Below are 21,191 nucleotides of genomic sequence, written 5' to 3'. Positions count from 1 at the left end.
TGATCTCTTGGGCTGCCTTTAAACCCACTCCAGTTTCTTCTTGGTACAATCTAATCGCTTTGAGTTTACGTCCTGCGGCAATTGACGATAAAACCTCTTTTTAGACGTGTAAGTTATCATCGTACAAAATGCCGTTATTTTTCAGTAATGTATCTATTTTCCGTTCGAGTACGTTTATTTTTCGTTTGGCAGCCACTAGTTCGCTATAGATAAGTAGTAGATCACCCCTAAATAAGGTGACCGACTAACCCATTTAGTCGAATACCTTGTTGCATGCTGAATACGTATTGAAGGCGTCATCCCAGCGGCGAACATCGTTAGCGCGTCTCCAACGTGAGTGCCAGAACTCCATCATGCAGGCGCCATTCTCAAGCTCTATCAAGAATGTATCTTGCTCTTTAACCTGCTCATAAACTGGGTAATCTTTACTGCGCCCCCAAGTTATACCGCCACGACTGTCGGCCCAGTTCTGCCAGAAGCTATCTAGGCTAATCCATTGCAGACTCGACGCTTCCCATACCTTAGATTGCCCGTTCACTGTCATGACTTGGCCGTTATGTTCACCTTTTACTTGGGTCTCGGCTGCTTGGGTTGTGGCGACAGTGAGCATTGTTATCACCATAAATAATGGGGCTATTAATGCTTTAATTGATTGGAAAAGCTTATTGCTGAGTGTGTGAGTCATAAAATGGTTCCTGCTCTTTCTATTTTATTATCTGGTTTAGTTATTTTTGTATCGTTAATGCTGGCACAGCAATAAGACCTGATAATTGAACATTTAATTCGATGAACTGAGAATAATTATAGAGCAAGGTGATAGCGTTGGTTATGGCTCTATATCAAAGACTTTAGTGCCGTTAATCCAAGTCTCTAATACTCGGGTTTGCCATATTGTCTGTGGGTTGTCTTTTACCAAGTCATGGTCGATAAGAATAAAGTCAGCATTCATGCCCGGGGCTAGCTGGCCGATAGTGTTTTCCTGGTGAGCCGAATAAGCCGCCGCAACAGTGAAGCTGTTAAGTGCTTGTGTCATGGTCATCTTCTCATCGGGATACCAGCCTTGGGCTGGTTGGTTGTGATGATCTTGGCGAGTCACTGAGGCATGCAAACCAAAGAAGGGGTTAGCAGATTCCACCGGGAAGTCTGAGCCTGCGGCAATCACAGCATTGGCTTTCAGCAGCTTGTGCCAGGCATAAGCACCTTTAATACGGTTCGAGCCGACTCTGTCCTCTGCCATATTCTTATCGCTGGTGGCATGAGTCGCTTGCATCGATGCCACAACGCCGAGTTCGGCGAAACGTGGAATATCGACAAGACGCAATATCTGTGCATGCTCGACTCTATGTCTTAACGCTTTGGTGCCTGTTTGCTTAATTAACGCTTCATATGAGTCTAATACGAGTTTGTTAGCATGGTCGCCAATGGCGTGAGTATTGACCTGAAATCCGGCTTTCATGGCTGTGAGCATGTAGCTTTTAAGCTGCTTATCGCTATGAAGCAATAATCCTTTGTGGCCGTGAAGATCTGAGTAGTCCTCGATAAGTGCTGCGCCGCGACTGCCCAGCGCGCCATCTGATGAGATCTTTACGCTGCTAAAATCCAGCATGCCTGAGTCGTGGTGATAAGGGCCTCTGGCCATGATGCTGGCAAAGTTAGGATCTCCTGCGGCAACCATGCCATAGACTCTGATTGGCATCTCGTCTTTATTGGCTAAGTTTTTATAGGCGGCAATGGTATTGCTGCTGACACCTGCATCGTGCACGCTAGTAAGACCAAGTCTGGCTAAGTCTGTCATCGCCGCTTTAAGTACCGTCTCTTGTTCTGCCACACTCAAGTCTGGAATCGCTTTGCTAATAAGTGACATAGCGTTGTCGATAAACACGCCACTTGGCATACCTGCTTTGGTGCGAATGATCTCACCGCCCTTGGGGGATTTAGTATCTCGATCTATGCCTGCCAGTTTCATTGCCGCACTGTTGGCCCAGCCAGCGTGACCATCGACACGTCTAAGCCAAACGGGAGTATCAGGAAAATGCTTATCTAATGCAGCAGCTGTCGGAAAGGTCTGTTCTGGCCATAGCACCTGATTCCATCCACGTCCCTGGACCCAGTTGAGTTTAGGGTTGAGTTTGCGAAATTTAACAGTACGAGTCACCGCTTCATCTTCAGATTGACTGCCACGAAGATTAGTGCGCATCAAGTTCAGACCCCAGCCTAATACATGACCATGCGCATCGATTAGCCCTGGTAGCATTGTTTTACCATCTGCATCGATAACTCGTGCCTTTTTAGCTACCTGCTCGGGTACTTGAGTCGTGAAGAGTTTATCTATTTTGTTGCCAGTAAACTGGATAGCAGTAAAGGTAACTAATTCACCTTGGTTTACCGTGTAACCATTCAAATTGTTGATCACTGTGATTTGCGTTGACTCACCTGTCACTGCAGCACTTAAAGGGGTCGATAAGCTTAATAAAATGGCTAAGTTCTGTGGCCAGAGACGTGTAGTAATCTTCATAGTATCAGCATCTTATTCTAGTTGTTTTATTGTAATCGATACTAACAGCTCACTAACAATAAGCAATGTGCAGCAAAGGGGTGAGTTAAGAGGTATGAGGATGAACTAAGGGGGGAAGGAAGAGTATGCTATATCTGCTTCCACCTAACAGCTCAGGCGAAGAGGGAAAATAACCTCTTGTCGATGCGGTTAACTATTGCTGTCGAGAGCCCAAATACTTTGGTAAATCATCCTTGATACACAGCCATTTCAGCTGACTTTCAGTATGAATATGATAATTAACAGATACAAGATTTGGGTCATCTAGAGATGCTATAGCTAATGTGTAATATTTGGGGTAGCCAGTATCGCGAAAGCTAATACTCGATCCACAGGTTGAGCAAAACCCTCGCCTTGTAGTGTCAGATGAAGCATATTCGGTCGGCTTGCCACAAAGCCAAGTTACTTGTTCAGCAAGAAAATCCATCCAGCTACCGACTACTGCACCAGTACTTCTTTGGCACATGCGGCAGTGGCAGTGGTCAGCATCGAAAGGCATGGCTGATACGCGATATTTAAGGGCACCACATAAACAGCCACCTTCCATTTTAGTGGCTAAATTAACCTTCTTACTCGGCGCTTCGTTTTCTTGCTGGTTAGCCATTTTATTGCTGTCCCTGCTTGTTTATATCTGGTTTAAATTTAACTCATTTACTGTTGTTTATATAGGCGTGCAGGAGTGGCGGCTTGGTCTTTCATTCTTGAGCTTAACTCTGGGGGAATTCAACGAGTTTTCAGTATGTTAATCTTGATGTTTAAACTTAGATGAAAATTATAGATTTGAAATGATAATTTTTATTGACTAAAACGTAAAACGGGATTATTTTGCGCCCGATGTTTTCAACTCGAGCATGCCATACACCAGCGCTTCCCTATTCAGCTGGTGGCGTGCTCACCCTAAAAGCAGCAATAAGCTCAATGAGTAGGGGTAACAGAATCCCGTCTAATTTGAGTCTTTTAATTTAATTTGCCATTTTGGCACTATTTTAGAAGGACATTAACGCATGTCAGATCCGACAGCTTTAAGTCTTATCCCACCTGCGGTGGTTTTAGTGTTAGCCATTGTCCTACGACGTCCTATTCTTTCGTTAGTCATAGGTGCATTAGTCGGTTTACTGTTATTAGAGCCCGCGAGCGTGCTGACACAATTTGCCGATATTTCTTTGTCGGTAATGGCTGATGAAACTATCGGCTGGCTGATTTTAGTCTGTGGTGGCTTCGGTGCCTTGATCGCCTTGCTCGTCAAGACGGGCGGCTCTATGGCGTTTGGGCGTTATGCGCTTAAGTTAGCAAAAGGGCCAAAATCATCACTGTTTATGACATTTCTATTGGGTGTGGTTATTTTTATTGATGACTATCTCAATGCGCTAACGGTGGGCTCAACCATGAAGCGTGTGACTGACAAGTTCAGGGTGTCTCGTGAAATGCTAGCCTATGTGGTTGATTCCACTGCAGCACCTATCTGTGTGTTGGTGCCATTATCTACTTGGGCGGTATTCTTTGGTGGCTTGCTGGTGGATAACGGCGTCGCTGAGCAGGGACAAGGTATTGCGGTATATATGCAGGCGATTCCTTACATGCTTTATGCCTGGTTAGCCGTCGCTATGGTGGTCTTGGTCATTTTGGGAATTGTGCCAGCGTTTGGACCGATGAAAAAAGCTCAGCTTGCTGCGGCGCAAGGTGTGCCCGCGCTTAAGCAGGTGGACCTTGATGAGGTGCAAACATCTGATGAGTATGCTGTTAAAGCCATTGAAGATGAGTTCAAGCATGCCGATGACTCTGGCAAGTTGCATAACTTCTTTGTTCCTATCCTGTTATTGGTGGGCTTTACAGTCTATTTCGACATCGATGTATTGAAGGGATTATTGGCGACATTAGCTATTACTCTGCCTTATTACGGTGTGCAAAAGTTGATGCCATTGTCTGAGATGATGGAGCAGATGATAGATGGTTTCAAATCTATGTTACCGGCAATATGTACTGTCATTGCGGCATTTATCTTTAAAGATGTGTGTGACAAATTGATGTTGCCTCAGTACGTTATTGGCAGCTTAAGCCCATTTATGACGCCAGAACTACTGCCTGCAGTAGTGTTCTTGAGTATGTCGATATTGGCCTTTGCAACGGGATCGAGTTGGGGGATCTTTGCAGTTTCTATCCCGATTGTTATGCCATTGGCGCAATCGGTAGATGCAAATATTCCATTGGTGATTGGCGCGCTATTATCAGCATCATCATTTGGCAGTCAGGCGTGTTTCTATTCTGACTCGACAGTGCTTGCGGCTCAGGGATCGGGTTGTAATTTGGTGAGTCATGCGGTGACTCAGCTACCTTATGCCTTGATAGCAGCCTCAGTTACCTTTGTGGGTTTCTTATTTTTGGCATAAAAAAAGGCTCTAGAATCTAGATTCTAGAGCCTTTCTTAACTGTTACAGTTAAATTACTTACCCCAAATACTGCTATTTGATGAAGGCTTTGATGCGCCTACACTGGCACTGTTCTGTGACTGAGAACCCGATCTGCGGCGGCTATGACTCGAGTTTTTATCCGTTGGCTTATGACCGCGTGCGGCTTCACCACTACGTTGGCCATCTTTATGCTCGACCTTACCTTCGCTGCTGCGCGAGTTGCGAGAATCAGAGCGTGAGTCATTACTACGCGAGTTAGAGTTTCCGTTACGGCCATTACCACGGCCATTGGCATTGCGTGGGCCACGGTTTTGACCGTGTTTTCTTTCATTGAAATCAGTTTCGGCTACAACTTGAGTTGGCACAAAACCTTCCACTTCTTTGCGAGGAATAGTTTGCTTAATCAAACGCTCAATGTCCCTGAGAAGCTTACTCTCGTCACCACTTACCAGTGAGACGGCTTGACCATTAGCACCGGCGCGACCAGTACGGCCGATACGATGAACATAATCCTCCGGCACATTCGGTAGATCGAAGTTCACTACGTTAGGAAGTTGGTCGATATCGATACCACGAGCTGCGATATCGGTTGCGACTAGTACGCGAACAGCACCACTCTTGAAATTAGCCAGCGCTTTGGTACGTGCGCCTTGGCTCTTGTTGCCATGGATGGCGGCAGCAGTAAGATCTTTAGCTTCTAGGTTCTTGGCTATGCGATTAGCACCATGCTTAGTGCGGCTAAAGACTAAGACCTGTTTCCAATCATTTTGCTTAATTAGATGTATTAGTGCAGCAGTTTTCTGCTTTTGATCCACTGGGTAGATATATTGCTCCACGCTTTTTGCCGTGGCGTTACGTGGTGTAACAGATATCTCGATAGGATTGTTTACTAAGCCTTTAGCCAGTTTTCGAATATCGTCGGAGAAGGTGGCTGAGAACATTAGGTTCTGACGTTTAGCCGGCAATACTCTAAGAATTTTTTTGATGTCATGAATGAAGCCCATATCTAGCATGCGATCGGCTTCATCAAGAACCAGAACTTCAAGTTGGCTGAAGTTCACCGCACCTTGGTTATATAGGTCCAATAAACGGCCTGGCGTGGCAACTAAAATGTCGACGCCTTTACTTAGCTTAGAAATCTGTGGACCTATGCCTACGCCACCGAAGATGACTGCAGATTTAAGAGGCAGATACTTACCATAGGTATCGACACTCTCGGCGACTTGAGCGGCTAGTTCACGAGTCGGTGTTAAGACTAAGGCGCGCACTTTCTTTGCTTGAGCGCGATTGCCACGAGTTAATAACTCTAAAAGTGGCAAAGTGAATCCTGCTGTCTTACCTGTTCCTGTCTGGGCTGCCGCCATTACATCCTTACCTTCAAGCACTGCTGGAATTGCTTGAGCTTGAATAGGTGAAGGTGTTTCATAGCCTTTATTGGCTACGGCTTTTAAAATTGGAGCTGATAAACCCAGGGAGGTAAAACTCATAGATTGGTCTCTTGGCGCGGCTAAAAACGGCGGCTTTCATGGTGCCAGGTGCTCTGGCGGGCGTGCAGCTTACAGGATCCCCACTAAAAGCGCTATTTATTAAGCAATGAGGATGCACTTATTAAGCCACTTAGCTAAGTGTAGTCGGCGATCCGTGTGCTTAGTCATTCAATCGGTATTTTTCGATTGAGGCTAACGAAAAGTGTCACTGGATTGGTTAGCGGGATTAAAGGTATATTGAAAGTGATATAGATCACGTTTTATTGGCGATAAATGGTTCGTTTAAAAATTGATCTGTGTCAGTTTTATCTAGCTAAACCTCCCTATAGTGGTTTTAAACCAAAAATATAATAACAAAGAACATTGACCAGTAGCCTTGAAGGAGAGCGAGATGGCATTACCAAAAGCACTGAACCTACACAAGTGGATCAAGGATAATCAACATATGCTCAAACGCCCGCCTGTGAACAACGAGTTGATCTGGAAAGATGCAGATATGATGGTAATGATGGTCGGCGGGCCTAATGAGCGTTTGGACTATCATTGCAACCCCGTAGAGGAGTTTTTCTATCAACTGAAGGGGGATTGTTTCCTTAATTCGTTTGATGATGACGGTCAGCCGTGTGAGATACACATAAAAGAAGGCGAAGTCTTGATGTTGCCTGCTGGCACCTTGCATTCACCTCAACGTCCGGATCCTGACAGTGTTGGCTTAGTGGTTGAGCCAGCAAGGCCTGAAGGCGAGCTTGATAAGTTACAGTGGCATTGTCTTAAGTGTCATTCAATGGTGCATCAAATTGAGGCGAAGATCCTCTCAATTGTAAAAGACCTACCAGCAGTTTATGAAGTTTTTCACGCCGATATGGATGCGAGAACCTGTAAGCAGTGCGGTGAGGTTCACCCTGGTAAAGGCAAGCTGGATGAAAGTGGGGTGGCGTAGCATAACGCAATCCTAATTTGAGCGAGTAACTAGCATCTATTTAACTAGATACTCGCTACATTCTTTTACTGTTCTATAAGCGCAATTTGACGATCTGAGTCTAGAATCACCCACCATCTATGACCAAACTGGCTGTCATAACCAACGAGAGCTTGGTCGGTACAAAGTTGATTCCTCGCTGGTGGATTAATAAGAAAGCCTTCATCCCAAGCCGCATCGATAACACATTCTGCTGTGGCTAATGTTTGCCATTGACCGTCAACCTGATGAGCGAGCAAGCTGCTGCTGTTATTTAAGGGCTCATTGGAGGTGAACTCTAAGCCAAAGCTATCGCCCTTACTCTCGTTAATATCCCACTCTTGTGACGCGCCAGCAGGGAGTGCTTTGTGTGGTTGTTTCTTGGTGCCATCTGGCTGAGAGTCATCCAGCCCTTCGTCTACCTTTAGATTCTTAATCGCACCATAGGCACTCTGGTAGGTACCTGTATGGTTATCCATACCGCTGACAATAGCGATATCTGATTGGGTCGCATCATCTGCGGGTAACCAGCTAAGCGTTACATGCTTCTTCATATCGATAGTGGTTGCCGGTATAACCACATTGCCTTGCTCTGAGCCGTGTTCGTCTTCACCACGTTCCCCTGCAATCACACGGTTTTCTGCGTTAAGGTTAGGGTCCCAGGCCTTGTTTTCGGTAAACATAAACTGTTGAGACAATCTGAGCATATCGTTCATGCTCTCGGCGCGACTTAAACCTGCGGTGTAGCCCATGGTTCTTTCTGTGGTATCGACTCGGTTAAAGGTATTGTTTATGCCACCAATCAACCTGACTTTGGAGCTGTCATCGGCGACACAATGATTAGTCTTGTACTCGACTATATGATTTAACACCGGACGCTGCCCCTCTGGGATAGAGTTGGGATAGATAAGGGACTCACAACGATTAGTGGTGCGTGTGAAGCTGTCCATTAACTTCCATGCTGGATTAGCCAACTCTTTAGCACCTTCTTCGTTATTCTTGATGGTGTGCGGAGCAAAATAGGCGTGGTAGTCAACCTGCTGGTCATTGAAGGTCAATATGCCTGCATTGGTATCATAGAAGTGAGATCCATTATTCATGGTTGCCATCTTATGCTGGATAACATCTTGAATTAGTTCGCGCTCGCCGTAGCGGTATTCATAGCCCTTGTAGGACGCGTTTCCACCAATAATTTGAGTGTATGATGGCATACGGTAATTACCACCAGTGGGCGTCGAGGCGAATACATCACTCATGCCGCCAGGATCGTTTGAGCCTAATACTCGCGCATGAATTTGAGATCTCTGGTACATATGCTCGTGCCCCTGTACCCAGATGACGTCATGCTCGGCGAAGAGTTCACGGATCTCCTTATGAATATCGAATAAGCGGTTGTCGCCTTTAGTGCCTTGCACTATCTGCTCGCGGGTTTGGCCATATTTGGCACCGACTAAACCGTCGTGGCTGGCAATGACCACATGATCAAACTTACCCTCATTGTCGGCGATAACATCTTTAATCCAGCCAAAAGCGATAGGTAAGTTGTAATAAGCCAGACCAATGACGAGGGCGTTTTCACGTATTACATAGTAGTTTAGCCATTCGGCAGTTGGCATATGAACTGCGTCCTCTGGTATGTAATGACGCATGTTTTCAATCCACTCAACAGTATAAGCATGGCTGGTTTCGTGGTTACCCATAACGGGTAGGAATTCCATGCCTTCTGCTTGATACTTCTCTGCGATTGATCGCCACTGTGCCCACTCTTTAGTCGAGCCATTATCGGTTAGATCGCCAACCGGAATGACTAAATTTACCCCTTCAGCTTGGTGCTTAGCTAGAACGGCTTCCATAGGGTGCAGAGCTATATTATCTCCGCCCCCTTGAGTATCGGGCAAGATACCGACTTTAAGCATGCCTGGTTTTTCAGGTTGTGGGTTTGAAGAGTCTGAGCTGGAGTTACACGCTGAGAGTGTAGCGGCAATAGTGAGGGCGACTAGGGTACGTTTAAACATGGTAAACCTTAATATTATTAGTATGTAGCGATTTTTTGTTTGCGCTATTGTTCGGGGTTTAAGTTACAGATTTATTGCTAAGAAATGACAGCTTTAAGTGTTGTTATTTATGTCTGAATGTTGCTTTTTGTAAGCTCATTGACTTGTATCAAGAGGAGGATTTTTACCGGCTGGAGTGCTGTTTTTAATCGCTTGAAATAATGGTAAATAAATTCATTGATCCTGCTGCTTCTGGCTATGAGGCGAGTAAATGATACAAATGATGTTTTGAGATGAATGATGAGATGCTGATAACAGGCCATATTAAAAAAGGAGAAATAATTTTTTTTACTTTTGAGGATTTTGTTTTCAATTGAAACCTAGTGTCTCATTAGTGGATTAAATTCTTGCTGATTTGCTTTGGCTGCAGGCGGTCATATTTGTTTGTTCGCAAAGATAGCTCGTTTAATTATGTTGTTTAAAGTCTGTACGTGTTAATCTCGCGCCCTAAACGCCCATCTCTGTTGAGGCTGTTTAGCTATTAGTCTTTAGGTTTTATGAAACAGTCGATAGCTGATTATCTGAAAGATGATGAAAATCATTGGGTTGCTATACTTCAATGTGGACATCATCAACACGTAAGGCATGTGCCGCCTTGGGTTGTTCGCCCTTGGGTGATAACAGTAGAAGGCAGAACATCTATGCTTGGTTATAAACTGAATTGCAAAAAATGTGATTTAGGGACCGAGAAAGATGTGAGTGAGTAAAATCGCTAGAAAATTTTTGACTTAACGCTCGTGCTCAAATGCCAGGCGATAAGATTATATCTGTAGGAATTAAGTAATATGACACAAACTAAGAAGTTCGATTTTCGCATCAAACAAGACAAAGATGTTTGGGCTGCTGAGATCACTCGCCGCCAAACAGCAAGAAAAACCGTCGTTTCGAAAAGAAAGACAGGTTTTGCTACCGAAGCTGAAGCTACGGCTTGGGGTGAGAAAGAGCTTAAATCATACCTCGACAACTTGATGGAGCGTAATGAGCGCAAAGCCAAGCAACGTGAAGAGCGTACTGAAGCTGCAGCAGCGAAAGAGCAGGCTGCTGATGCGTGGCGTGAAGCGCGTGATGTTGCAGACGGTGAGTCAGAGGGTTCTGATTCTTTTGACGAAGATAGTGATGACTACGCTTCTGATAAGTAATGCTTCTGAAAAATAATTTATAGTATGCAGTGATGGTGATGCCATCATAAGCTTCATAATATGAATAATCGAAAGGTCGGTAGAGCAGCATGCTCCCCGGCCTTTTTTGTGGCTTTAAGAAAATGTTCGGTGATATAAATTTGACCTAAAGGTTCCCACTTTTTTTGATCTAGCGCAATTTTTGTGAATCTGTTAACAATTACAAGCCTGCTAGTTTATTCCACAACCAATGACTGCGATACTGCATCAAGTCCCATTTTATATGAACGTCAAACGTTCCAGCTTGCAGGAATTTTATGGACAAATCGCTAGAGAAACAATTGATCACATGGTTAAGGTTGCAAAAACAAGCCTGTGGTTTCTACCTTAATTTAACCGTGATATTTGGATTGTTAACAGGCCTGTCCCTAGTGGTTCAGGCATACATGCTGTCGACGATACTCCATGGCATCATCATCCTAGAGTTACCGAAATCTGACTTTACTCAAGAATTTATCTCATTGCTGGCGTTGATCCCTATTCGTGCCCTGTTGGCCTTCGCTCGAGAACGGACTAGCTTCGAGTCGGGTAAGCGTCTCAGAGTGCAGATCCGCCGCGCGGTTCTCGATAAGCTTACTGAGTTAGGTCCGGCCTTTGTTAAAGGGAAACCTGTGGGTAGCTGGGCCAGTATTGTGCTTGAGCAAGTCGAAGATTTGCATGACTTTTATGCCCGCTATCTGCCACAAATCATTCTTGCTGGCTTTATTCCATTAACCATTCTGGTGGTGGTCTTTCCGTTAAACTGGGCCGCTGGTTTTGTATTGTTGGCTACTGCACCACTTATTCCCATGTTTATGATCTTAGTTGGAATGGGAGCGGCTGATGCGAACCGGAAAAACTTCAGTGCCTTGGCTAAGCTTAGTGGCCATTTTATGGATCGATTAAAAGGGCTAAACACGTTAAAGCTATTTAATCGCGGTGAAGCCGAAGCTAAGGCGATAGAGTCAGCCTCAGAAGAGTTCCGTGAAAGAACCATGTCTGTATTGCGAATGGCCTTTCTAAGTTCAGCTGTATTGGAATTTTTTGCGGCTTTGTCGATTGCTGTATTGGCGGTCTATTTTGGATTTAGCTATCTGGGTCATCTTAATTTTGGCGATTATGGCCAAGGTATCAGCCTCTTTATCGGCTTGTTTGTGCTGATGCTCGCCCCTGAGTTTTACCAGCCTTTGAGAGATATGGGCACACATTACCATGCTAAGGCGCAAGCGATAGGTGCAGCTGAGGAGCTGATGGCATTGTTGGAATATAAGCATCAGCTTAGTGCAAGTGAAACCAAAGTTGGTGACACTCAATTAGATTGGCAAAGTGGTGTCGAGGTTATCGCTACCGATTTAATTGTGATGAGTCATGACGGCTGTGAATTAGTGGGCCCGTTGAGTTTTCATCTCAAGCAGGGCCAACATATGGCGCTAGTAGGGCCAAGTGGTTCAGGTAAAACCAGTCTACTTAATGCATTACTTGGCTTTCTTCCGTATCTAGGCTCGTTAAAAATCAATGGTGTTGAGTTTAAGCAACTGGATAAGCCTCAATATCGTAAACATCTTGCTTGGCTTGGACAAGATCCTCAGCTATTTCACGGTAGCGTTCGGGATAATGTCACCATGGCTAATCCAGAAATGAGTGATGCCGAGGTTGAGACCTTGCTGTCTAAGGCTAAGGTGTTGGATTTTGTTAATGAGCAAGCCTTAGGCTTGCTACATCCCATCGGTGAGCAGATGGCTGGCGTCTCCGTCGGCCAAGCACAGCGTATCGCGTTAGCCAGGGCCTTAGGGCAAGATGCTAGCCTGTACGTGTTAGATGAACCGACTGCAAGCTTAGATAGTCATAGTGAGCAGGCGGTGTTAGCGGCGCTGCGAGATGCCATGTCACAATCTTCATGTCTGATGGTGACCCATAGGTTAGATCAGCTTGATCAAATGGACCGTATTTTGGTGCTGGATAAAGGCGTTATTGTTCAGCAAGGCAGCTTCATCGAGTTGAATCAAGAGCTTGGTCTATTTAAGCTGATGCAACAAGATGAGTGCGAAGTCGATACCGGTATCAATAAGGAGGCACACTCATGAGAGCCTTACTGCCTTTTATTAAACTGTTTAAACATCAGTGGCTGATGATGTTCACAGGCTTGGTGCTGAGCGTTACGACGTTAATGGCTGGCATAGGCTTACTCTCTTTGTCTGGTTGGTTCTTATCGGCAGCAGGGGTTGCTGGTTTAACTGCGGCAACAGCGATGATGTTTAACTACTTTACCCCAGCTGGTGGGGTAAGGTTTCTGTCAATTGTCAGAACGGCCAGCCGATACGGTGAACGTTTAGCTACCCATGAAGCAACGTTTAAATTGCTGACGCAGCTTCGCAGCTGGGCTTGGCGTAAACTGCTGCCATTGAGTGCCAGTAATATGCAGGGACTTAGGCAAGGCGATTTGCTTAACAGGCTAGTTGCGGATATTGATACCTTAGATCATCTTTATCTAAGGCTGCTCACTCCAATGGCTGCTTCTTTGTTGATGCTGGGAAGCCTGTATTTGTTTGTGGCTTGGATTGATGCCGATTTAGCTTTAGTCCTGTGCGGTAGCTTGCTCTTAGTGTGGCTGTTATTGCCTTGGATATTCTACTTCCTTGGCCGTAAACCTGGCGTGGGAATACTTGAAAGCAAGCGGGCTTATCGGATTGAAGTGCTTGAGTTTATTCAGGGACTCGCTGAGATTTCGCTATTTGGTGCTGATGAACGTTTTAGGGCTCGATTAGCTGAATCAGAAGCTAATTTACTCGACAATCAACGGGCGATGGCAAACGTAACCGCTTTGAGCCAAGGGGCATTAATTCTATGTCATGGGCTTGTGGTGGTACTTATATTGTATATGGCTGCATCCGGCGTCGGTGAGCACCTGCCTCCAGGACCTATGCTGGCTATGATAGTGTTTATGACCTTGGCATGTATCGAGATGTTGATGCCGATAGCGGGCGCTTTTCAACATCTTTCTGCGTGTGTCTCGGCTGCCGGCAGGGTCAATGAGTTAGTGGAGCAAGAGCCTGGCATCCGTTTTAATGATCAAAATACTGCCCGTGTGACTCAAGGTGAGCTGTTGCTTGAAAACATTAGCTTCTCCTACGAGCAAGGTGAGCGAGAAAAGAGCAAGGTGCTTAAGGGGATAACCTTATCCATTAAACCGGGTGAGAAGGTGGCCTTACTTGGGCAAACGGGTTGTGGCAAGTCGAGCTTGTTGTCATTAATTACTCGGGAGTGGCAGCCTAACTCTGGTCGTATTTTACTTGATGGTATCGAGACTGACCAATATAGTCAGCAAGCCTTAACGGATGGGATCTCACTTGTTAGTCAGCGTATTTACTTGTTCAGTGGTACTTTAAGAGACAACTTATCATTAGCACAGAAGCCTGTTGCTAAACTGCCAACACGGGCCGAGCGTAGGTTGGCTAAAGACGTAAACGATAAGCTGCTGATTGATGTGCTACAACGCGTCGGGCTTAGTTCATTAATCCAAAGTAAATCACCACTAGATGCTTGGATAGGAGAGGGGGGCAGACAGCTGTCAGGTGGAGAGCAGCGCCGTATTGGGGTCGCTAGAGTTCTACTTCGAGATGCACCAGTGCTGTTACTTGATGAGCCAACAGAAGGCTTAGATAAGCGCACCGAGCGAGAGATCCTTCACTTGCTGTTCGAGTTTGCTAAAGAGAAGAGTGTCTTGATGATAAGTCACAGGCTGACAGCTATGGCGCAGATGGATATGATCCACCTGATGGAAGAGGGCCAGTTGAGAGTATCGGGTAGTCATGACGAGCTACTCGCTCAAGATGATTACTATGCGAGCCTAAATCATAAGTTGAACTAGCTTTTGTTCAAGTTGACGGTATGCAGATAAAAAAATCCACCTTGATAGGTGGATTTCTTATTACTCATATCTACGGTTATATCAAATCGTATTAGATCTTAAATTGACCGACACGTTGGCTAAGATGTTCAGAGATAGTCAGCATCTGGTCAGCATTGTTGCTCACTTCCTGTGTCTGTCCCGCTAGTGCATCGGAAACATCATTGATGGCTTGGGTATTCTTACTAATATCTTCTGAAACAGCTCTTTGCTCCTCGGCTGCACTGGCTATCTGCATCGCCATATCAGAGATCTCGGAGATTGAGCGAGTGATCAAGCTTAAGCTCTGTTGAGCGTCTTCCGAGTATTGGACGCTTTGGACTGCAATTTCGGTGCTCGATTGCATGTTACTCACCGCGAGGCGACTATTGTTTTGCAGGGTTAAGATCATTGCACGGATCTCTTCGGTCGAATCTTGAGTGCGTCTACTCAACACTCTGACCTCATCGGCGACAACGGCAAAACCACGGCCTTGCTCTCCTGCGCGAGCGGCTTCAATGGCAGCATTGAGGGCAAGCAGGTTAGTTTGTTCGGCGATAGATTGAATTGTCGATAAAATCAGGTTGATCTCTGTGGCATTGTGTTCGAGCTGATTAACCACCTCTGAGGTTGCAAGTAACTGCTCTGACAGTGCTGCAATAGAGGTATTGCTCTGGATGATGATATCTTTTCCATGTTGGCATGATGCAGCTGATTCTTGTGAGGCGTTGGCTGTCATCTCGGCATGATTAGCTACTTCGTTAGCTGTAGCTGACATTTCATGGATAGCGGTGGCGATTTGATGCACATCTTGATGCTGCGCAGACACGCCTTTACTGGCTTGATTTGCCAGTGACGATGAGGTTTTTACTTGCGTGATAAGCATAGACGCATCAGAGGTTATCTCTGTCATCATGGTCTGCAAAGTTTGCAAAAACTCATTCATATGCTTAGATAACTGGCCTATTTCATCGAGTTGCTTAACCTCGAATCTATGGGTCAGATCGCCGTTACCTTGTGAGAGTGCTTCAACTGCTTCAGTTAATTTATACAGGGGGACAAGCATACGATTTATAGCTAAGGTTGCTAAGGTAAATATGAGCACAAATAGGACAAAAATGGCGACTAGCATGCTTTGAATTTGTTGATCGACAGACGCGTATGCCAGGGCTTTATCTACGACTATGCCTAAAGTCCAGCCCGTACCGGCAATGGGAGTGAGTTGTACTAGCTTATTCTCACCACTCCTCCCCCAAGAGATGCTTGCTAGGTTCTGATTCTGACGAAGCTGACCAATCATATTATCGGTGAGGCTGGGATCTATTTGATTTGCCGTCTGCTGTAGCTTTGAAGTGTCATGGTAAGCGAGTACCTTATTATTTTCATCGAGCAGAAAGGCAAAACCTTGGTTGGGGAACTGTAATTGTTCCACATGCTCGGCGATATGATCGACAGTCAAATCTGCTGCAATAACTCCACGCAAGCTACCGTTAAACGCTTTGGCTAAGGTGACTACTGTGCTGCCATCGAAATCGACATAAGGCTCAGTGATGATAGTTTGATGTGAGCCTTGAGCCTGTTGATACCAGTTACGACTCCTAGGATCGTAATCGTCAGGCCAGACTTCCTCCTGATTACCGTAAATGACTTCCCCAGAATCGAGTCCGGCATAGACAGACATAAACCCACCGGCATGTAAGGTGACTAACATCTCTCTTTCAACATCGGCTGTTTGTCTGATTAATGGCTCATTAGCGAGCAATATCTGTTGACGAGTTTTGAGCCATCCACTGATGAAGTCGCTGGTGGACTTTCTGCTCTCGTTGATGCTGGCTGAAATAGCCTTGGTGGTTTCATTTTGAAGTTGCGAGATAGAAATGCTGGCTTGGATAATACTGATCGCAGCACAGATAACTAAAATAGCTATCTGAATTTTTCGTTTGATTGTTAGGGTCATCTGGTATCACTTTCGAATGAATTGTAGTTAAAAAGTTGTTTATGTTATTCGCATGCATTCGTCAGTGAATCTATATGTTGCAATATCCTTGATTATCAACATCATGCTATATATTTGGCGGCTAATTATACTGGGTTACAGGTGTCTAGGATAGAAAACTTAGTAAGAAGGGGCATGAAAGTGGAGGAGGGGGGAGAAGTTCACAGCGAACTCTCTCATACGAAATTTATTTTGAACTCGCTGTGTTTTGAATGGTAATTATCCCAAACGTTTTGCAAACTCTAGGTAGCGATTAACTTCATCTTCTTTAAATTTGAACTCATCATCTTCGCCAACATTAGTGAGTAAATTTTCTCTGGCGTAACGTTTAATCGTGGCTTCTGGTTTACCTAATATTTTACTGACTTCATCAAGGTCTAACAATTTGTCACTCATACGGGCTCCTTTAATGGATTGGAATAACCAAAGTATAGACATATTTAAAAGAGCCGACATTAAAAAGCCAGACACTCGGTCTGGCTTTTTATTTATGAATGAATCAATAGGTTCAATTAGTCGTCACTATCACCAAGCGATAGCAGAGTGGCATTGCCACCGATCGCAGTGATGTTGTTGGTACGGGTTTTCTCGGTGATAAAACGTGTTAGGTAGTGAGGACCACCTGCTTTAGGACCAGTGCCCGACAGACCTTGACCACCAAATGGCTGCACGCCGACGACAGCGCCAATCTGGTTACGATTGATATAGACGTTGCCTACATTGACCTTGCTAGCAATTTCAAGCGCATGGCCTTCGTTACGGCTGTGAATACCTAAAGTCAGACCAAAACCAGTTGAATTGATCTCATCGATTACCTTGGAGAGATCGGCGGCTTTATAACGGATAACATGTAGAATTGGACCGAAATGTTCCTTCTCAAGTACCTTGATAGAATCAATCTCTACAGCGGTCGGTGCAACGAAGTAACCGTTCTCAGTACCCGCGGGCAGTTCGAGCTGCTTAAGCAGAGTGCCAACTTGTTTGATATGGTCAATATGTGCATTCAAATTAGCTTGTGCAGCCGCATCGATGACAGGTCCGACATCGGTTTTCACCGAGCTAGGGTTACCAATCGTTAGCTCATCCATCGCACCTTTCATCACTTCAAGCACTCGGTCTGCGATATCTTCTTGAAGGAAAAGAACACGAAGCGCCGAGCAACGTTGACCAGCACTGGTGAACGATGAATCAATGACATCATGGACGACTTGCTCAGGTTGTGATGTTGAATCAACCACCATGGCATTTTGGCCACCTGTTTCAGCGATCAATGGGATGATAGCGCCTTCACGCATTGCTAGAGTACGGTTAATCAGCTTCGCCGTTCCAGTAGAGCCTGTAAAGCAAACACCGCCAATTCGCTCATCTGAGGTGATTGCTGCACCGACAGTCGCACCTGTACCAGGTAGGAACTGTAGCACCTCTTTAGGAATGCCAGCCTCATGTGCAAGTTGCACCGCGCGGAAGCCGACGATAGAGGTTTGCTCTGCAGGTTTAGCAACAACGGTATTACCCGCCGCGAGCGCTGCAGCCACTTGACCAATAAAGATAGCTAATGGGAAGTTCCATGGGCTGATACAGACGAAGATGCCTCGGCCTTGAATAAACAGCTCGTTCAATTCACCTGTAGGGCCAGGGAGGAGTTCAGGCTGCGCCATCATCTTTTTGGCTTGAACGGCATAATAGCGACAGAAATCTACCGCTTCACGTACTTCGTCGATACCATCTTGAATGCTTTTACCCGCTTCACGAGTACAAAGTGCAATAAGCTCTTCGCGGTTCTCTTCAAGCAGATCAGCGAGCTTTTGTAGAGCCGAAGCTCGCTCTTCTACAGGCGTATTACACCAAGCTGGGAATGCTTTCTCTGCACCAGACAGTGCTTGCTCAATCGCTTGATTGTTAGCGAAAGCAAGCTTACCAACCACTTGAGTGGTATCGAATGGGCTAACAATTTCATTGGTCTCGCCGCTGAGTACTTCACCATTAACCAGAGGACCAGCATGCCAAGTAGTATCTTTGAATTTGTCTATTGCAGCGAAGAAAGGCTCAGATTCAGAGATGATGTTCATGTTTAATCCCTTGGAGTTTTTACGCGATGAGCCAAAAATATCGGCTGGCTGTACGATCTTGTTGTTTGAGAGCGTCTTATACTTTTGTAAGGTTGTGATTGGGTGAACCACAAGTGATTCAATCGCAACCTTAGGATCGACAAGCTTATGGACAAATGAGGTATTCGCCCCATTTTCTAATAAACGGCGCACTAGGTAGGGGAGTAACTCTTTATGTTCACCAATGGGCGCGTAGATACGAATTCGCGTCGTTGGGCATTCAGCGATTAAGGTGTCGTAAAGCTCCTGTCCCATGCCATGTAGACGTTGAAATTCATACAGGCGATCGCCAGCAATATCCATTATCGCAGCAACCGATTGAGCATTATGTGTTGCAAACTGTGGGTAGATAGCACCTCTAGTGGCATCTGACAGTAGATAGCGTGCCGATGCAAGATAAGAAACATCAGTTCCTGCTTTGCGGGTAAAGAGGGAATAGCCCGCTTCGCCTGCTTGCTGAGCCCATTTGAGCTCGCTGTCCCAGTATGCGCCTTTAACGAGACGCACGGGGATCTCATCACCCTGATCTTTAGCCAGACGAGTTAACCAGCAAAGTACCGGCAAACCACGCTTAGCGTATGTCTGTACCACGATACCTAATAATCCCCAGCCTTTTGCTGCATCTGAGTTATAGAGCTTCTGGAATAGTTTTAAGTGAAGCTCGAGTCTATCCATCTCTTCTGCATCGATAGTGATACCGACATTAAGCTGGCGACCCTGCTGAATTAACTTGATGAGTGTGTCATAGAGTTCTGAAAGGACACGATCTTGATTGGCCACTTCATATCTTGGATGAAGGGCTGATAGCTTGATAGAGATGGTTGGACGAGGAGCCTTGCTCTCATCGTAGCTTTGTGAACCAAGAGCCGCGATGGCAGATGAGTATTCATCGAAGTACTTGTCAGCGTCAGTTTTCGTTAACGCCGCTTCACCTAGCATGTCGTAACTATGTGTATAGCCAATCTTACGGTTAGCTTCACTGTTTTTAAGGCCATCTTTGATACAGGTGCCCAAAACAAACTGTTTCCCCATGATCTTCATTGCAGCAAGCATAGCTTGGCGGATCACAGGTTCACCCATACGGTTAACCAAACGGTTTAATAGGCTACTAGGCTTACCATCGATATTTTTATCGAGAGTGACAATCTTGCCTGTTAGCATCAAGCCCCAAGTAGAAGCATTGACTAGCGTAGAGTCGCTTTGACTCATATGCTTGTCCCATTTTGCACCTGATAGCTTATCTTGAATGAGGGCATCGGCAGTTGCCGCATCAGGGATACGCAATAGCGCTTCGGCTAGACACATCAGGATGATACCTTCCTGCGTCTCTAGGCTGTATTGCTGCAGAAATGCATCAATGCCAACCATTAAACCTTTCTTGTCATATTGGCGAACTTTAGCAACCAAATCATGGGCTCTTTTAGTCACACGTTGAATTTCATCGTGACTAGAGGGGACAAGTTTGATCAGTTCAGATAGATATTCATCTTCATCGACAATGTAGTTATTGGTGATGGCTTTAAACAGCTCATCGAGGTTAGCTGAGTCATAGTGACCTGCTAGAACTTCACTCGCTTTGAACATAGTAATCGCTTCCATCTGGGCCGGTTAGGGACAGTTTGCTTGAACAAATCTTATCTAATTGAAACGTTGAAAGCGTGACTAGATAAGAGGAATAAGATGCATCTTAATTTTGTATACAATCTGGCATCTTTGGCGGATAGTATCATCAAAATGTGACGAGGAACACTATTGCGGTTCTCTATGTGAAGTTTGTTTGATCTTGCTGGTCTGGATGCTGTGCAAAGTCACTGTTCATGTGGCTTGGCTCATTTATAAATGAAAAGTAAAAACAAAAAAGCCAGCATGTTAAATGCTGGCTTTCTTGGAAATCTTGTAGAAAACTGATGCTTTACCAGTGATTCTTTTTCTTACGTCTTGGTCGAGGTAGGTAAACTAAGATCACGCCTACAAGTAGGCCAATAGCAGCGATGATGCCACCCTCTTGCCACATCTGGAAACGTTCATTCTTTTCTATATTGGCTAGCTTGCTGGTCGCGTTATCTCGTTCACTGCTGGCTTTCGCTAAATCGCGCTGTGCACGATCAAGGTCTGACTTGAGTTTACTCAACTGCTGAGTACTATTATCACTGGTATTCAACGCTTGCTCTAGCTCGGACTTGGTCTTTTCCAGCTCTGCTTGTACTTCGGGTAACAGTTCGCGGAAACTTTTTTGGCGAGTGACCATCTTTGACTCTACCCAGCCTTCACGGCCTTTGTGGTCAATGATCTTGGTGTAGTCACCTTGGGTCTCGCCTGATAATGAGATTGATTGGCCTGCTTCTATACTACCCAAAATACGAAATTGAGTGCCTGGTCCACCATGGAGGTAGAGATACACTTTATCGGATATATATCCAGGTTGACCTGCGGCCAAAAGGCTTGGAGAGAGTAATAACAGTCCCACTAGAGCAAAGAATCTTAACACTTTGAATTCTCATCAACGAAATATAGCAACATGCTAGGGATTTGCTCGGCGTTTTGCAAGGGCTAGTCGTAAGAGTTCTGAAGATTACTTGATGA

At 45.3% G+C, this 21,191-nt stretch carries 15 protein-coding genes; 6 read left to right on the top strand and 9 right to left on the bottom strand.

Going from position 1 to position 21,191, the window contains the following annotated elements:
* Positions 1-253: 253 nt before the first annotated feature.
* From FM038_RS21145 to FM038_RS21135, 3 genes are all read right to left on the bottom strand, one after another.
* A complete protein-coding gene (locus FM038_RS21145; RefSeq protein ID WP_185965707.1) occupies positions 254-685 on the bottom strand; it encodes a hypothetical protein in 432 nt (143 codons plus the stop codon).
* Between the two features lie 141 nt (positions 686-826).
* Positions 827-2,515 carry an amidohydrolase gene (locus FM038_RS21140; RefSeq protein ID WP_142871313.1) on the bottom strand — a complete coding sequence of 563 codons (1,689 nt, stop codon included), beginning with the start codon at positions 2,513-2,515 and terminating at the stop codon, positions 827-829.
* Between the two features lie 193 nt (positions 2,516-2,708).
* Positions 2,709-3,158 (bottom strand): GFA family protein, encoded by a 450-nt coding sequence (locus FM038_RS21135; RefSeq protein ID WP_223292937.1) that lies wholly within the window; start codon positions 3,156-3,158, stop codon positions 2,709-2,711.
* 400 nt (positions 3,159-3,558) lie between these two features.
* On the opposite strand from FM038_RS21135, the gene FM038_RS21130 reads away from it, so the two are divergent.
* Positions 3,559-4,941, top strand: coding sequence for a Na+/H+ antiporter NhaC family protein (locus FM038_RS21130; protein ID WP_142871314.1), 1,383 nt, complete (start codon positions 3,559-3,561; stop codon positions 4,939-4,941).
* 53 nt (positions 4,942-4,994) lie between these two features.
* Here FM038_RS21130 and FM038_RS21125 read toward each other — a convergent pair whose 3' ends face one another.
* Positions 4,995-6,449, bottom strand: a complete 1,455-nt coding sequence (locus FM038_RS21125) for a DEAD/DEAH box helicase (RefSeq protein WP_142871315.1) — start codon at positions 6,447-6,449, stop codon at positions 4,995-4,997.
* A gap of 391 nt (positions 6,450-6,840) precedes the next feature.
* On the opposite strand from FM038_RS21125, the gene FM038_RS21120 reads away from it, so the two are divergent.
* Positions 6,841-7,389, top strand: coding sequence for a 3-hydroxyanthranilate 3,4-dioxygenase (locus FM038_RS21120; protein WP_142871316.1), 549 nt, complete (start codon positions 6,841-6,843; stop codon positions 7,387-7,389).
* Positions 7,390-7,454: 65 nt separating this feature from the next.
* On the opposite strand, the gene FM038_RS21115 is transcribed toward FM038_RS21120, so the two are convergent.
* Positions 7,455-9,422 (bottom strand): metallophosphoesterase family protein, encoded by a 1,968-nt coding sequence (locus tag FM038_RS21115; protein ID WP_142871317.1) that lies wholly within the window; start codon positions 9,420-9,422, stop codon positions 7,455-7,457.
* Between the two features lie 536 nt (positions 9,423-9,958).
* On the opposite strand from FM038_RS21115, the gene FM038_RS21110 reads away from it, so the two are divergent.
* The 4 genes from FM038_RS21110 to cydC all read left to right on the top strand — a co-directional run bounded on the left by FM038_RS21110 (position 9,959) and on the right by cydC (position 14,486).
* Positions 9,959-10,168, top strand: a complete 210-nt coding sequence (locus FM038_RS21110) for a DUF3565 domain-containing protein (RefSeq protein ID WP_142871318.1) — start codon at positions 9,959-9,961, stop codon at positions 10,166-10,168.
* 78 nt (positions 10,169-10,246) lie between these two features.
* A complete protein-coding gene (locus FM038_RS21105) occupies positions 10,247-10,600 on the top strand; it encodes a DUF3622 domain-containing protein (RefSeq protein ID WP_142871319.1) in 354 nt (117 codons plus the stop codon).
* A 296-nt stretch (positions 10,601-10,896) separates the two neighbouring features.
* Positions 10,897-12,702: a heme ABC transporter permease/ATP-binding protein CydD gene (gene cydD, locus FM038_RS21100; RefSeq protein WP_142871320.1), complete on the top strand. Its 1,806-nt coding sequence runs from the start codon at positions 10,897-10,899 to the stop codon at positions 12,700-12,702.
* Positions 12,699-14,486, top strand: a complete 1,788-nt coding sequence (gene cydC / locus FM038_RS21095; protein ID WP_142871321.1) for a heme ABC transporter ATP-binding protein/permease CydC — start codon at positions 12,699-12,701, stop codon at positions 14,484-14,486. The genes cydD and cydC overlap by 4 nt, the downstream gene beginning before the upstream one ends.
* 91 nt (positions 14,487-14,577) lie before the next feature.
* On the opposite strand, the gene FM038_RS21090 is transcribed toward cydC, so the two are convergent.
* The 4 genes from FM038_RS21090 to FM038_RS21075 form a co-directional block, all read right to left on the bottom strand.
* Entirely contained in the window at positions 14,578-16,461 is a 1,884-nt protein-coding gene (locus FM038_RS21090) for a methyl-accepting chemotaxis protein (RefSeq protein ID WP_142871322.1), read from the bottom strand.
* Positions 16,462-16,719: 258 nt separating this feature from the next.
* The gene (locus FM038_RS21085; RefSeq protein ID WP_142871323.1) at positions 16,720-16,896 is read right to left on the bottom strand and encodes a helix-turn-helix domain-containing protein; all 177 of its coding nucleotides are present in this window, start codon (positions 16,894-16,896) and stop codon (positions 16,720-16,722) included.
* A gap of 116 nt (positions 16,897-17,012) precedes the next feature.
* The gene (gene putA, locus FM038_RS21080; protein ID WP_185965708.1) at positions 17,013-20,207 is read right to left on the bottom strand and encodes a bifunctional proline dehydrogenase/L-glutamate gamma-semialdehyde dehydrogenase PutA; all 3,195 of its coding nucleotides are present in this window, start codon (positions 20,205-20,207) and stop codon (positions 17,013-17,015) included.
* Between the two features lie 313 nt (positions 20,208-20,520).
* Complete coding sequence (locus FM038_RS21075; protein ID WP_142871325.1) at positions 20,521-21,096, bottom strand: TIGR04211 family SH3 domain-containing protein; 576 nt, start codon at positions 21,094-21,096, stop codon at positions 20,521-20,523.
* Between the last annotated feature and the right edge of the window lie 95 nt (positions 21,097-21,191).

The organism is Shewanella eurypsychrophilus (assembly GCF_007004545.3).
GTDB lineage: Bacteria > Pseudomonadota > Gammaproteobacteria > Enterobacterales > Shewanellaceae > Shewanella > Shewanella eurypsychrophilus.
Note: the sequence above shows the minus strand (reverse complement) of the source record. Positions and strands in the feature narration are given on the sequence as shown.

What these genes read in the sequence shown, in the direction of transcription:
- FM038_RS21145 (WP_185965707.1), bottom strand. Translation starts at nt 685, where the DNA reads ATGACTCACACACTCAGCAATAAGCTTTTCCAATCAATTAAAGCATTA.
- FM038_RS21140 (WP_142871313.1), bottom strand. Translation starts at nt 2,515, where the DNA reads ATGAAGATTACTACACGTCTCTGGCCACAGAACTTAGCCATTTTATTA.
- FM038_RS21135 (WP_223292937.1), bottom strand. Translation starts at nt 3,158, where the DNA reads ATGGCTAACCAGCAAGAAAACGAAGCGCCGAGTAAGAAGGTTAATTTA.
- FM038_RS21130 (WP_142871314.1), top strand. Translation starts at nt 3,559, where the DNA reads ATGTCAGATCCGACAGCTTTAAGTCTTATCCCACCTGCGGTGGTTTTA.
- FM038_RS21125 (WP_142871315.1), bottom strand. Translation starts at nt 6,449, where the DNA reads ATGAGTTTTACCTCCCTGGGTTTATCAGCTCCAATTTTAAAAGCCGTA.
- FM038_RS21120 (WP_142871316.1), top strand. Translation starts at nt 6,841, where the DNA reads ATGGCATTACCAAAAGCACTGAACCTACACAAGTGGATCAAGGATAAT.
- FM038_RS21115 (WP_142871317.1), bottom strand. Translation starts at nt 9,422, where the DNA reads ATGTTTAAACGTACCCTAGTCGCCCTCACTATTGCCGCTACACTCTCA.
- FM038_RS21110 (WP_142871318.1), top strand. Translation starts at nt 9,959, where the DNA reads ATGAAACAGTCGATAGCTGATTATCTGAAAGATGATGAAAATCATTGG.
- FM038_RS21105 (WP_142871319.1), top strand. Translation starts at nt 10,247, where the DNA reads ATGACACAAACTAAGAAGTTCGATTTTCGCATCAAACAAGACAAAGAT.
- cydD (WP_142871320.1), top strand. Translation starts at nt 10,897, where the DNA reads ATGGACAAATCGCTAGAGAAACAATTGATCACATGGTTAAGGTTGCAA.
- cydC (WP_142871321.1), top strand. Translation starts at nt 12,699, where the DNA reads ATGAGAGCCTTACTGCCTTTTATTAAACTGTTTAAACATCAGTGGCTG.
- FM038_RS21090 (WP_142871322.1), bottom strand. Translation starts at nt 16,461, where the DNA reads ATGACCCTAACAATCAAACGAAAAATTCAGATAGCTATTTTAGTTATC.
- FM038_RS21085 (WP_142871323.1), bottom strand. Translation starts at nt 16,896, where the DNA reads ATGAGTGACAAATTGTTAGACCTTGATGAAGTCAGTAAAATATTAGGT.
- putA (WP_185965708.1), bottom strand. Translation starts at nt 20,207, where the DNA reads ATGGAAGCGATTACTATGTTCAAAGCGAGTGAAGTTCTAGCAGGTCAC.